Raw genomic sequence first — 13,276 nt, 5'->3', positions numbered from 1 at the left:
AGGGGGTTTTTTATTTCCTTTTCATAAATCCTACCATTCGTTTTGCATCGTTGACTTTCTTTTTTATGTGGCCCATTGTTGTAGCCCCAGACACAAAAACGAAAAGCTAGGGCCACAACAAATGCCAAAACAAGTATTACCACTGACAAAGACTCAATTAGAGAAATTGGCGCCAAAAGAAAAAGAATTTAAAATTTCTGATGGTGGCGGTTTGTTCATTCGAGTTAAACCGACCGGTACTATGGATTGGCGTTTTATTTACACCAACCCAATTACTAAAAAACGTCAATCAATGTCATTTGGTGTTTACCCTACCGTTTCACTCACTCGCGCAAGAAATAAACGTGACGAGGCTAGAGAATTAATTTCAGACAATATTGACCCTAAAGCGCATAAAGAAGAAAAGCAGCGTCAAACCCTTGATGATAAATTGACCACTTTTAAATCTGTCATGGATGATTGGATAATAGTCAAAGGCAGTAAGGTTTCTTCTGATCATGCTACTGACATTAAACGCTCATTAGAAATTCACGTATTACCCGACCTAGCTGATCGCCCTATTAAAGAGATAACCAATCGAGAGGTTATTGAAATACTAAAGCCATTAGCCGCTAAAGGTTCGCTAGAAATGGTTAAGCGAGTTTGTCAGCGTATTAATGAGGTAATGACTTTTGCTGTAAATACTGGCCTTTTAGAACACAATAGCTTTGCAGGAATAAGACACGCTTTTGATAACCCTAAGCCTCAGAACTTGCCTACAATCGAAATTACAAAGCTGCCTGACTTATTAAGTGATATCAATCGGGCGAGTATCAAAACAATTACTAGATGCCTAATTGAGTGGCAATTACACACAATGGTTCGCCCGAGTGAAGCCGCTGGCGCAAGATGGGATGAAATAGACTTCGATAAAGAAATTTGGGTAATCCCAGAGCATAGAATGAAAAGAGGTGAAAACGGTGAACATAGAGTGCCATTGACGCCGCAAACTCTCTCTTTGCTTGGTTACCTAAAACCCATATCAGGACACAGAGAATTTCTGTTCCCTGCTGATAGAAACCCCAAAAACCACACACACCCATCAACAGCTAACATGGCATTAAAGCGCATGGGCTACCATAAAAAGTTAGTCGCTCATGGTTTACGCTCAATAGCCAGTACAACGCTTAATGAGCAAGGTTTTGATCCAGAAATAATAGAAACATGCCTATCTCATTTAGATAGCAACACAGTCCGCAGAGCTTACAACAGAGGCGACTATTTAGAACGTAGACGCAAAATTATGGCTTGGTGGTCACAACATATTGAAGATGCCGCACGTGGAAGTATCATGATATCAACAAGCAGTAAAACCCTTAGAATCGTTAATAACTAGTAGGAAAAACCATGAAAATTGAAAACAATGAAATCTTATTCGGCGAACATGCAATACAGTTCTGTTTACTTGATCAGCAGGAAGGCAAGAAAGCGACCTTTACTGACTACAAGACGCTTGTTGATGCTTATAATATCGAGAAACCGCATCGACCCAACTTGCAAATAGTCATGAATCAACTGATTGGTGACACTTTAGGCCATGATCAAGAATTAGACAGTTTCATAGTTGAAGCGAGAAACTACATAAAAGAACACAAGGTCCATTAATCAGTTTTGCCTAGTCTAGGGTAGCTCCCGAACGGCCAATTCCCTATTGGCTTGGCTAGGCGAATTATTTAGGGGTTTATGAGGGGTAAATAGTTTATGAGCGAATTAACAATAATAAATGACACCGTATTTATTAACGGAACATTTTTCTCAAATGCGCTTTGCAAATATATTGATAATTCTGCAAAAGATATTGAGAAAATGATAACTGAGGAACTATTAACTGAATACTACAGCGTAAATGGAATTTATAAATTATTTGCCGATGAATCCTCCACGCAACCACACACAGCCTTTTTGAGCGGGATGGTCAGTACCCGAAAAATTTACAACCCATATGATGAGTTTGAATATAATACTCACGCCCAATTCTGTGAGTACACTCATCAAGAAACTTATTTAATTGATGCGAGAGGTTATTTAATTGATTCATCTCGTGACCTTATCCAAGATGAAAATAGGTTTTATGACTTTTTCGAACTCCTAGATTCTTTGTTGTTTTTGGGGGTCCCAATTGACCATAGAGTTTTTAGAGAGCTGTTTTTAGAAGTTAGCAAGAATCATTGTAATATATTAACTTTTGAAAAAGACGATATGTTCTACTTAAAGAAAATAAGGTTAGGTTCGGTTTCTGACTTAATTGACCAACTGCGAAAAAGGCACCATTTGGATGCTGCTTTACTGAAAAAGAGCACAGAAGGAATTGATGCAGGTCTCAGTCAAGAAACACCGAATCAGGATATTGTCTCTGTACCTGAATCTACATACAAAGTAATTTTTGCACTGCTCGGAATTATTGAAGATAAATTAAGCTTAAAGCGAAATGCCATTCAGCTAGAAATTCAGGAAAGGCATCCGAATGAATGGGGGCTTAAGAAGAGAAACATAGAAAAGATTTTTGGAACAGCCACTAAATCAATGGAATAAAATACCGCAACTAGTTGAATCATTACCGCAATTGCGGTTCTTTTAGTTCGGACAGCAATTACGATTCGTTTTGTTACTTAAACAACAAGGCGAATCAAAATGCACAATTCAGAACTTTATCGTAGACAAGAATTACTCGAGTACCTACGAATCAAATCAACAGCACTACATGACCGCGTTAAAAACAAAACAATGGTCAGCCCTCTTAACTTCGGCGGAAAGCTCAGTGTTTATCCAAAACAAGAAGTTGATGCCATTACCGCTGCCTACTCTCTTAACTACAGTGAAAAACAAATACAGGAGCTAGTAGCTTCACTGGAAGAAAAGCGAACGGAGAGCGCCCAAGCATTCCTTAAACAGCTAAAGATGGAGGGCAAGCTATGAGAATTAGACAAGCAATCCGAGCCATTTTTGAAACTGTTGAAATCCCAACAGACAGAGTAGCTGCTAGCAGATGCTACACGTTTCTTAATGATATAAGTAAAGTGTCAAAGGTTGGAAAATCTATCGCCTCAGAGCAGCTTGAATGGCTCAAGGATGAGATAGAACAGAAAGCCAAGGCAATGCAGCCAGACAGATACACGGATCTTTCTACGCCCCTTATGAGGGATGAATTAAACAAGTTAAAGCACGAGAGAAAACAGGCTCAGGCATTGTTTGATCTAGTAGATGAATTGGAGGTGTTAGCCAGTAAGAAATTACCAAAAAAAGCTAATGCCCTGCCCTCTACTTCTACGTTTTACGAAAACGATTATGAGGGTATGTAGCATGAGAATAGAAAGCGGCAACGCCGCCACCCAGAATATAGATGACAGCATCTGTTTGGTCACAGGTAAGTCTATAGCAAAACGTCCGCCTTTCAAGTTGGAATTAATACTGCTTTGTTTATTGCGAACTGGTAGTGATGGAATGAACCAACCAGAGGCGAGCATCGTTTATGGTGAAACCTGTCTACATAGCTCTGTTAGTGCTTTGCAGCATAAACACGGCATTATGATAAACAGAATACCCGAGAGTTGGCCTCATAGACATGGTGGTAAGACTTACTTCAAGCGCTATTGGCTAGCCACCGCTAAAGATGAAGTTAAAGCCCTGGTGCTATTAAATCAAATCAGAAGTAAACGCGGGATGTATCCTTTACAACTTCGTAAGTATTTCGAGTTGCCAAATAGAGCAGCCTAACCAATTAGGTTAGCTAGGGGTATTTATGAATAATAAGGTAAAAAACAAAAGTAGGAGCATGAAACCCAATGGACGATCTAGTTATGACGGTGGTCTTTTTCTAAAGGCTCTGCATGGAATATTTGATCATCCCGACTATATTTCGATGAAGCCGACAGCTAAAGCGCTGCTTTGGGACTTAGCTAGACAATACAACTTGAAAAATAATGGGGACCTAACACTAGCACCAAAAGTGATGAGAAAATGGGGATGGTCTAAATCAACAATAGATAGACATAAATCAACATTGCTAGATAACAACTGGATTTTCATTACTGGACATAAACCTGCTAGAAATGGTTTTACATATTTGTATGGTCTTACATGGGAAGATATAGATGAATGCGGAGGAAAGCTTTACCCAGAGTCATACAAGCATAAACGTAGGTCAATTCGATTTTAAGGGGTAAAAAATGACCCCTTTAATGTCTGAAAAGGTTCAAATTGGTACTTTAAAGCGCAAATTAACCAAGCTTTTTGTGTTAAAAGGTTCAAGTTGGTGCTTTTCAGAGTTATTTTTACAATTTAAAAGGTTCAACTTGATACTGCTTCTAAGATTCTGCCATAGGCAAAGCTTTTCTCTTTGTCTTTAAGGCTTTAAAAGGGGCTTTTACACAACTTGGCCTGAAAAGGCATTAAATAAGGAAAACATGATGGACATTAAGAAACTACTGAAAGACATATTAAATAGCGATATGGAAGAATTGATGAAACATGATTTGTTAGCCGCTATTAAGGAATTGGAAAAGGCGCGAGAGTTGTTCATAAAGCACCTGACTGAAATTGATTCAACAGACTCAGAGAATATCAAACATCTTCAAAACGCTATTATCGGTATTCATAAACAATTGGAGGACACTAGAAAGTTCTTAGAGGAATAAACAGGCATTACGTACAGGTTCGCCCTGTCCTACATCCTGTTATCTTATTGCTTCAAATAAGGAGCAATAAATGAAATTAGTAAGCAACAACCCCACCACACCCAAACATACGTCAATTCTAACTATGATTGAATTAGCGCAGCAGTTAGATGATTACTTGAATAGCTCAGCACTGGCAATAGAGTCACACCAGTTGAATGTATGCTCGATACTATTGAATGAGATTATAGAGCAAGCAAAGCTTCATAGAGACTAAAAGGTACTAGATATGGCTTTTATATTGCGGGTCAATTCGCTCGTATTTTTTTATTTGTGCGTGGCCTTCAAAAGTGAATTGGTGGTGATGGTTAAACAGCTACAGTGCGCTAATAGGCTAGCATTGTTAGTTTATGTAATCATCAGTCATTCTGGGTCCTCTACACAATCTATGAGGCGGGTCAATTCGCTCACGCTGCTTATCTAGCTGAACAATTCCAAGCATGATCCACCACAATAGAACATAAACATAAAGTTGGTTTTGAAACCTATGCAGAAATGAAAAACTGTGCGCGAATATACCCCCGAGATTTAAAGCTACCAAAGAACCTAGACCCCAGAAACGAGAAAGCCCCACTTTCGTGAGGCCTGCCCGAAGTGATGAACCAATTTAAGGAAAATTCATCATGTGAATGCCGAGCTGAATAACATTCACAGATTGAATATTAGTACATTATAGGTTAAAATACAAACAGTTTTAATCATAAAAACTAAGAGAAAAAAGATGAGTGTAATTAATAAAAAACTCACTCGCTTTTTAGATAAGGGCGGTGATGGGATTAATGAAGAGACCAGAACCGTTGACCTAGCTTTTTCATCCGAAACACCTTATTTGCGTGAATTTGGGATGGAAATTTTAGACCACTCTGCAGGCTCAGTAGATTTAAGTAGGTTGAAGGACGGCGCGCCTTTACTAGTAGATCATGATGTTACTGATGTAGTTGGAGTAGTTGAACAGGTATCAATCGGCTCAGATAGAGTCGGAAGAGTGAAAGTGAGGTTCGGAAATTCTGCGAGAGCAGTAGAAGTTTTTAACGACATAAAAGATAAAATTAGACGTCACGTATCGGTAGGGTACCAGATACTTGAGGGCGAGCTAGAGCAGCAAGGTGCTGACAACTCAACCGTGCCTAATTATCGAGTCACTAAATGGATGCCATTCGAGGTTTCAATTGTCAGTGTTCCTGCTGACATGACCGTTGGAATTGGCAGAAATCTAAATAACGATAATGCAAGGTTAAAAAAAATGACTATTCAAGATACACAAGCGCAAAGCGCACAAGATAAGCAGCGTAGCCAAATTACAGAAATGATTGAAATGGGTAACGCTTATAACGAAATCGAATTAGCACATGAGTGTATTCGCAAAGGCGGAGACATTGGCAAGCTGACTCAAATGATACTAGCTAAACGCTCTGAAGGCAGTGAAATGATAAAATCAGATCCCTTCCCTTCTCATACTCGCGGCAATCCAGCACCAAGCAAAAGAGAATATTCTGTATTGAATGTAATCCGCTCATTGTCAGGTGATAATTCAGTCGACATCGGTTACGAGACGGAGCTAAATCAAGAACTACAGCATCAGCGCGGAGGCAAGAGCAAAGGCTTTTCAATCCCAATAGAGCAGCTAGGTAAACGCTCTATTACAGCAGCCGGTGATGGTGCAAACCTGATTGAGTCGGTATATCAACCAAATTCAATGATTGAGTTTTTACGCAACAAGTCTGTAATCATGAACAGCGGCGCGCAATCAATGCAAGTTGGTACAAGTGGCGATCTAGTTTTACCTCGCCAAACAGGAACAGCATCGGCTGAATGGTTAGACTTAGATGGAACAGACACCATTAGCGAGTCTAACCAAACATTTGACCATGTTGACTTAAAAATGAAAACTCTCACAGCGATGACAACCTATACACATAGAATGTTAAAGCAGGGCTTGCCTGGCATTGAGCAACTAATCATTGCCGACTTATCTGCCAAGTTCGCAAGTGAGATTGATAAGACTGCATTACAGGGTGTTGCTGGTAACTCTAAGATCCCAACTGGGATTTTGAATTACACTGGTGTTTCCAGCTTAACAAGCACAAACTCTATTCCAACCTTTGCAGAGGTTGTAGAAATGGAAAGGCTTTTAGCTGACGATAACATTGATACAGATGGCCTAATGTACGTTACTAATCCAACCATTGGCACTACCTTAAAAACAGTCGAAAAGGCTGCTAACACAGCACAGTTCATTTGGACTGACAGCGGTCAAGGCGAAGGAATGGTTAACGGTTACAAGTCTTGTTACACCAACAACATGCCAGCTGACACAATGCTACTTGGTCAGTTCAGAGACTTGATTATGGCTTACTGGGGTTCAATTGATATAACAGTCGACCCATACGGCGATAACTTCAAGAAAGGTAACGTTAGCGTAAGGGCTATGATGGACTTAGATATCAATCTAAGACGCCCCGAAAGCTTTTGTAAGCTTACTCTTAATCAGTAATACATAAGGGGCTTAAACGCCCCTTTTTCTTATGAACAATAGACTCAAGCAATCAATCAAACGCCAATGGTATTTCCACTTGAAAAGCCATAAGCAAGCCAGTGAGCCAAAGAAAACGACTGAGAAGTAATCTAGGTTCTTATTCGCATAAAAACCTCGGGGGTATATTCGCGCACGTTATTTTTTTAGCTAACAATCCCATAAGGGGGTTCTGGTTCAGGTTGCTGAGAGACCAAAGGTAATAGAACAATGAGTACAGATGAATTTTTATTTAGATTAAAAGCTGACAACAAAGATCTAGTCAGAGAAATGAAGAAAGGCAAAATTGAGATAGAGGGAGTGAGCAAGCAGTTTGACGGTGCCACTCAGAAAAGTGGCGCTTTCACTGTGTCTCTCGCTGGTTTAGCTAAAGGCGCTACGTTAGCCGCTACTGCAATATCAGCCGCTACCACTGCAGTTGTGTCATATGCAACCGTACAAGGTCGCGCAGTTGTTGAGACCGAAGCCCTAGCGACAATGGCTGGGCTAACAGTTGAAGAGTTTAAAAAACTCTCTTTTGTCATGGGTACTGTCGGCATTAGTGGCGAGAAGTTCGGCGATATTATGAAAGACACTCAAGAGAAAGTGGGTGATTTCATTGCTACCGGCGGCGGTGCTTTTCAAGATTTCGCTGACGTTATGGGCCTTACAAAAGAGGAGGCCACATTACTAGCGAAAGAATTTGAAACCATGAGCGGAGACCAAGTGCTTCAACAGATGGTCAATCGTATGGAGGCCGCAGGAAAGTCAACTCAGCAGATGAGTTTTGCACTTGAGGGTATGGCATCCGACACAACGCGCCTAATACCACTATTAAAAGACGGCGGCAAGTTAGCTGGTGAGTTAGGTGATAGATTTGACTCAATGGAAATTCCATTATCAGACGAAGAGCGTGAACAGTTTAAACAATTAGCTGCAAACGTCGACCTTGCACAGATTGCCCTAGTTAACTTTATCAATAACGCGATAAGCCCATTCTTACCAGCGATTAATGAAGCCGCTGAGGGAATGATTAAGTTCTTCAACTCATGGACGGCAGGGCTTGAACTTAATGAGATAGTCGATAACAACGCGCTAATCAAGCAAATCCAAAGCATTGATACGCTTAATATGATTTATGAAGCGGCGCAAGATGAGCAAAATACGCTATTAGAGCAAAGAAACCGAGCGTTAGAGCGTGGTCAGAGTGCTTATGCTGATAAGATTAGCCGAGAAATAGCCGGTCTTACACAAGTCAAAAGCCTGTTAAGTGAGCAGAAAAAAGCGCTTATCGAAATAAATGAAGTTCAAACAGTGGATAGGGCTATCGCTGAGACAGGTGGTGAAACATCTTCAACTGATAAGCCTATCACCGGCGCAATGAGTAATGATGATATTGCCAATGCTAAAAGTGAACTAGAGCAATTCAAAGATGCCAGTCGAACCAAAATAGAGATACTTGAGGAAGAGCGAGACAAACGGATCGCAATCGCAGAAGAACTCTATGGCAACACTCGCAAGTTTAAAGAGTTGGAGTTTTTAGCCGAGCAAGAGTTTGACAGTCAAATTCGTGAGCTAACAGCAACACAGCAGCAGTTAAAGCTAGACACATTGGCTGCAGAAAATGAAGCGCTATTTGAAGCAAAAGATAAAGGCTTAATCTCAGAAGAACAATACCTTCAAAAGCTTAAAGAGTTACAACTTCAATATCTGCCGGCTATGTATGACCGTGAAGCGCTTGAAGAGAAGAATCAAGAGGATTTAGAGGCGCTTGACGAATTACTAAACAATAAAGTAATTAGTTATGAGGCCTACTATCAAAAAATCGGTAAGATTTTGGAGCGTGACGCTAAGACAAAAGAGGAAAACAAGAATAAGGAAAACTGGTGGTCTGAAAGCTCTGTTAAAAAGCAGATGGACGATGGTACCCAATTGCTTCAATCGCTGGGTAATAACTCCAAACAAGCACACAAAATCAAACAAGGCTTGGCTAGCGCAAATGTCACAATGACAACAGCCGAAAATGTCACAGAGGCTTGGCCTGACCCATTCAGAACAGCTGCAGCAATAGCGACAGGATTGACCCAACTAGCCGCGATTAACTCAAGTACACCTGATGGAGGTGGAACTGTAGCCTCTGCCCCTGCCATTCCTGAGGCAACTCCACAGCAACCAGTTCAAGAAACTACAATCACTGATATTTCTGATGGACAATCAAACACCCAGGTTATGCAGTTACAGTTTACTGATGACGTCATTGACGTTATAGCTACCAAGATTGGACAATCTAAAAGTGATGGGAGGACATAGGCATGACGTCGAATTGTTGTAACCCCCTTTGTAGCCCCTCAGATTTAGAAAACTGTAATTTCATATACATTACAGACACTTAAATCCCTTATAACGTGGACGCCAGCTCCACCAATTAAAAAAAGACGCCTTTTGGCGTCTTTTTTGTATATACAATTAAAGCTTATTTCTGAAAGTAGCGCTCATTCATTTTCTTAAGCTCGCCACTTTTATCCGAGCGTGAAATATGTGTACTTTGGCGTGTCGGTACGCTGAGTGTTTTCGGTGCCAAGCAAGAATGCACGTAGGATGATTTATCGCTGCTCAACTAAGCCTAAATAGTATCGTCGATAGTTACAAGGCCTGTCAAAGAATTATAGGTGATACTGTAGTCGGGTGAGGCAACCAAAAAATAAGTGCAAGCGTTTGAAGCATAAGCGACTTGATAATCTTGGCTTGCATCAGTTGCTACTCCAGGGCTACCATCGTTCAATAGTGCACTCCAAACTGAAATACAATCATCAGTGCCATTAAGTGCAATGCTTGCCTCTGCCGTTGATGTAGATTGCGCAGGCCAACCGTTTGCATTAATGTCTATTAAATTATTGCCACTGCCGTAAACATCCAAATCATTTACCTGGCCATTGTTTCCGCTGGCTCGCCATTTATAGTTAGCAAGTTCAACACTTGCTCTGAAAGCCGCTCCTGTGCCATTAACGACCGCGGCATTTGCGTCATCCTGAAAGGATAAAAATTTCGGGATCGCTACAACAGAAAGTATGCTTAACAATACAATCACGATGATAAGCTCTATTAGTGTAAAGCCCTGCTGCTTTTTCATAGACTGACAACTCGCCTTGAGATGATTTTGAGGTTAGGAAAATGGTATCAAAAAAGAAAAATAATCACTTATGAATTGATATACAGGTGTGTGCAGTTTCTTACCTAGCTTTACTCAGGTGTCTCACTGTTTTTAACTCTGTAGTCAGTTAAGAGCTCTACTGGATAGTTATTACGAGTGTCTTTATCAGATTGGCGACTGGGATACTTTATGATACACACACCTGTATCATATTGTTGAGCAGACACGCTGACGCTTGAAATCAAAAGGCCTAAAAGTAATATGAGCTTATTACCGGCTTTGTTAATCATCGTTTTTTCGATACGTCTTTCAAAACAGGAGGTGGATTAAAATATGTTTTCACAAATTCTGGCGCGTCGATCGGTCGGCTAAAGTAGTAGCCTTGCAATAACTCACTCCCATTGGCTTCCAACCAATTAACTTGCTGTTCGGTTTCAACACCCTCAGCAACGGTTATTAAGCCTAAGTTTGTCGATAACTGGATAATAGAACGCACTAGGTTCTCATCTTGTTTGTCTATCGTGATATCGTTAACGAACGAGCGGTCGATCTTCAACTTATCAACAGGTAAATCTTTCAAATGACTCAAGGAACTATAACCCGTACCAAAATCATCGAGTGAAAAGCTAATGCCAATTTTTTTCAAGTCATTAATTTTGTATATCGTGTTTTTCAAGTTATCTAATGCGACACTTTCAGTTATTTCAAACTCTAAATAATGCCCTGCTATTTGATGCTTCCTTAAAACTTCGGTTACCTTAGTAATGAAGGTTTTTTCCGCTAATTGTTTACCACTAATGTTAACTGCTATTTTAAAACCGTCGGGCAGTACACCACGATGTTTTAAATCCGACAGCAAGGCACATACCTTGTTCAACATCCTTTCACCAACATCAATAATTAATGAGCTCTCTTCTAAGAAAGGAATAAACTGGTCAGGAGGGACAATAATATCTCCCCGTTTCCACCGGATTAGTGCTTCAGCAGTTACCAGTTTTTTTGTTTGAGAGGAAACAATGGGTTGCAAAACAAAGAAGAATTCATCTTGGAACATTGCAGATGATATATCTCGCTCCAAGCGCAGTAGTTCTGCTGCTTCGGTTGCCATTTTATCCTGGAATAACGTGGTACAATTTCGTCCATTTTTCTTCGATTCATACATGGCAGTATCTGCATATTGAAGAATTTCATCAGCCGTTTCAAAACCGGGTTTAAATACCACAACACCTAAGCTTGCCGACAAATTATAACGATGCAAGCCTATATCAATTTCTCGATTGATACATAGGCGAAGCTTTTCAGCCAATTCAATAGCCGTTTTGTTTGCGATACTACGGTTATTCGATAGCTGTTCACTATGGCAGAGGAACTCATCTGCACCGAGCCTTGCGATAAAACCAATATCTTTAAAATCGGCGCGTAAGCGTTCAGACAGCTTCACAATTAGCTGATCGCCAACACTGTGGCTCAAGGTGTCGTTAATGCGCTTAAACTGATCCAAATCGGCTAAAATCGCAACGTGATATTGTGAACTTGTGTTAGTACCGTCTTGAGAGTTCAATATTTCGTAGACTTTATTTCTATTCGGCAAATTGGTTAACGCATCGTTATAAGCCAAATTTTCAATTTTTTCTTCCGCTTCAACGCGCTTCGTTACGTCATTACCCACAACCAAGATACTTTGACCATCATAGGTGTGGAATTTTACGAAAGACATCTCCATAACGCATTTGAGTTTATGTGAATCATACACATCGACAATTGTATTCAGCTTGCGGTTGTTGTCAGCTAGAAATTCATCTAAAGCTTTCATTAAACTGGGATCAATCGGGCCAATAACGTCTGATGCAGGCTTTCCTTTTAAGTCAAAGATAGAGTAGCCGTAGAACGACGCTGTTGCTTTGTTTGCGAAAACAAACTTACCGTCACCACTTAAGGAGAAGATCATTGCCGGTGCCGTATCTAATATTAAACGAAAGCGCTGACTTCGTTGAGTAAGTAATATTTGTCCGGTGGCAATACGACCTAAGAGATCGTTTGCGGAGTCTATAATTTTACTAAACTCATCCGTTTCGTGACCTTTAAGATTGCTAATTGATTGTTCGGTAATTGAAGAAGTGTTAACACGTTCAAACCGGCTAGCAAGTCTTGTTAAAGGTGCCGCCAATGAGAAATGAAATAATAAAACTAATGCACATGAAATAATGACATAGCCAGCCAAAGAGATACCAAAGGTACGAATTGCGCGGTTATATACGTCATTTAAAGCAATGTGATTATTAACTCTTACCGTCATACGCCCATAAGTTGCGCCGTTGTCTACTGGCGCACCCGGAATAAATTCATCGTAAGTCAGCAGAACAGTAGATTCGGTATAATTTGGAACGAGAAAAAAGCTAAGTACAGGGTTTGATGTTTGTGTAGAGTTGTTCCTTGCCTCTGCTAGCGTACTGCCGCTTTCATCTTCGATCACAACATATGAGAAGTAGTCGAAATAAGTTAGACCTTTGATTACCAAAGCGGCTAAATCAGAGTCAATCTTCCAAACAGCGTTTGTCGCTGAATCTCTAGCTGCCTCAACGATATTTTCCATCGATGCATTTACACCCTCAGAGCGTGTTTTAAAGTCGACATATGTTTGGAGGAAAGACATTACGAAGCCTAGTAACAATACCAAAATGAGGGAGCGGATCCCCAAAGAGAAGGATATTTTACTGGTTAGCTTCATATAAATCGCTTGTATTACTAGTTCATTGTCCAATATAGGTGATTAATGTATATGTGTCTATACCAAACTGGCGAGACCACGAACGAATTCATATACCTTATTTTGCTTGAAGCCCCAGTAAAAGTATGGTTTGTTTGGTAAATTACACATGATTCTTTGTGCTTTTTCCTTTA

General features: G+C 40.3%; 14 protein-coding genes. 11 read left to right on the top strand and 3 right to left on the bottom strand.

Features of this window, described 5'->3' with window-relative positions; all coding sequences use genetic code 11:
* The first annotated feature begins 121 nt into the window (after positions 1-121).
* From RM556_RS00925 to RM556_RS00875, 11 genes are all read left to right on the top strand, one after another.
* Positions 122-1,375, top strand: a complete 1,254-nt coding sequence (locus RM556_RS00925) for an integrase domain-containing protein (protein ID WP_311373644.1) — start codon at positions 122-124, stop codon at positions 1,373-1,375.
* An 11-nt stretch (positions 1,376-1,386) separates the two neighbouring features.
* The gene (locus RM556_RS00920) at positions 1,387-1,644 is read left to right on the top strand and encodes a hypothetical protein (protein ID WP_311373643.1); all 258 of its coding nucleotides are present in this window, start codon (positions 1,387-1,389) and stop codon (positions 1,642-1,644) included.
* 96 nt (positions 1,645-1,740) lie between these two features.
* Positions 1,741-2,571 carry a hypothetical protein gene (locus tag RM556_RS00915; protein ID WP_311373642.1) on the top strand — a complete coding sequence of 277 codons (831 nt, stop codon included), beginning with the start codon at positions 1,741-1,743 and terminating at the stop codon, positions 2,569-2,571.
* 99 nt (positions 2,572-2,670) lie between these two features.
* The gene (locus RM556_RS00910; RefSeq protein WP_311373641.1) at positions 2,671-2,955 is read left to right on the top strand and encodes a hypothetical protein; all 285 of its coding nucleotides are present in this window, start codon (positions 2,671-2,673) and stop codon (positions 2,953-2,955) included.
* The gene (locus RM556_RS00905) at positions 2,952-3,338 is read left to right on the top strand and encodes a hypothetical protein (protein WP_311373640.1); all 387 of its coding nucleotides are present in this window, start codon (positions 2,952-2,954) and stop codon (positions 3,336-3,338) included. The genes RM556_RS00910 and RM556_RS00905 overlap by 4 nt, the downstream gene beginning before the upstream one ends.
* 1 nt (position 3,339) lies before the next feature.
* A complete protein-coding gene (locus RM556_RS00900; protein WP_311373639.1) occupies positions 3,340-3,753 on the top strand; it encodes a hypothetical protein in 414 nt (137 codons plus the stop codon).
* A gap of 25 nt (positions 3,754-3,778) precedes the next feature.
* The gene (locus tag RM556_RS00895) at positions 3,779-4,195 is read left to right on the top strand and encodes a hypothetical protein (protein ID WP_311373638.1); all 417 of its coding nucleotides are present in this window, start codon (positions 3,779-3,781) and stop codon (positions 4,193-4,195) included.
* Between the two features lie 247 nt (positions 4,196-4,442).
* Positions 4,443-4,673, top strand: coding sequence for a hypothetical protein (locus RM556_RS00890; RefSeq protein ID WP_311373637.1), 231 nt, complete (start codon positions 4,443-4,445; stop codon positions 4,671-4,673).
* A 70-nt stretch (positions 4,674-4,743) separates the two neighbouring features.
* Positions 4,744-4,929 carry a hypothetical protein gene (locus RM556_RS00885; RefSeq protein ID WP_311373636.1) on the top strand — a complete coding sequence of 62 codons (186 nt, stop codon included), beginning with the start codon at positions 4,744-4,746 and terminating at the stop codon, positions 4,927-4,929.
* Between the two features lie 504 nt (positions 4,930-5,433).
* The gene (locus RM556_RS00880; RefSeq protein ID WP_311373635.1) at positions 5,434-7,206 is read left to right on the top strand and encodes a phage major capsid protein; all 1,773 of its coding nucleotides are present in this window, start codon (positions 5,434-5,436) and stop codon (positions 7,204-7,206) included.
* Positions 7,207-7,455: 249 nt separating this feature from the next.
* Complete coding sequence (locus RM556_RS00875) at positions 7,456-9,534, top strand: hypothetical protein (RefSeq protein ID WP_311373634.1); 2,079 nt, start codon at positions 7,456-7,458, stop codon at positions 9,532-9,534.
* Between the two features lie 313 nt (positions 9,535-9,847).
* On the opposite strand, the gene RM556_RS00870 is transcribed toward RM556_RS00875, so the two are convergent.
* The 3 genes from RM556_RS00870 to RM556_RS00860 all read right to left on the bottom strand — a co-directional run bounded on the left by RM556_RS00870 (position 9,848) and on the right by RM556_RS00860 (position 13,103).
* Positions 9,848-10,354, bottom strand: a complete 507-nt coding sequence (locus tag RM556_RS00870; RefSeq protein ID WP_311360074.1) for a type II secretion system protein — start codon at positions 10,352-10,354, stop codon at positions 9,848-9,850.
* A gap of 110 nt (positions 10,355-10,464) precedes the next feature.
* A complete protein-coding gene (locus tag RM556_RS00865; protein ID WP_311360073.1) occupies positions 10,465-10,665 on the bottom strand; it encodes a hypothetical protein in 201 nt (66 codons plus the stop codon).
* Positions 10,662-13,103 (bottom strand): bifunctional diguanylate cyclase/phosphodiesterase, encoded by a 2,442-nt coding sequence (locus RM556_RS00860; RefSeq protein ID WP_311360072.1) that lies wholly within the window; start codon positions 13,101-13,103, stop codon positions 10,662-10,664. The genes RM556_RS00865 and RM556_RS00860 overlap by 4 nt, the downstream gene beginning before the upstream one ends.
* Between the last annotated feature and the right edge of the window lie 173 nt (positions 13,104-13,276).

It is taken from the genome of Alteromonas sp. W364 (genome assembly GCF_031846205.1).
GTDB lineage: Bacteria > Pseudomonadota > Gammaproteobacteria > Enterobacterales > Alteromonadaceae > Glaciecola > Glaciecola blandensis.
The sequence above is the reverse complement of the archived record's forward strand: the minus strand, read 5'-3'. Positions and strand labels throughout refer to the sequence as shown.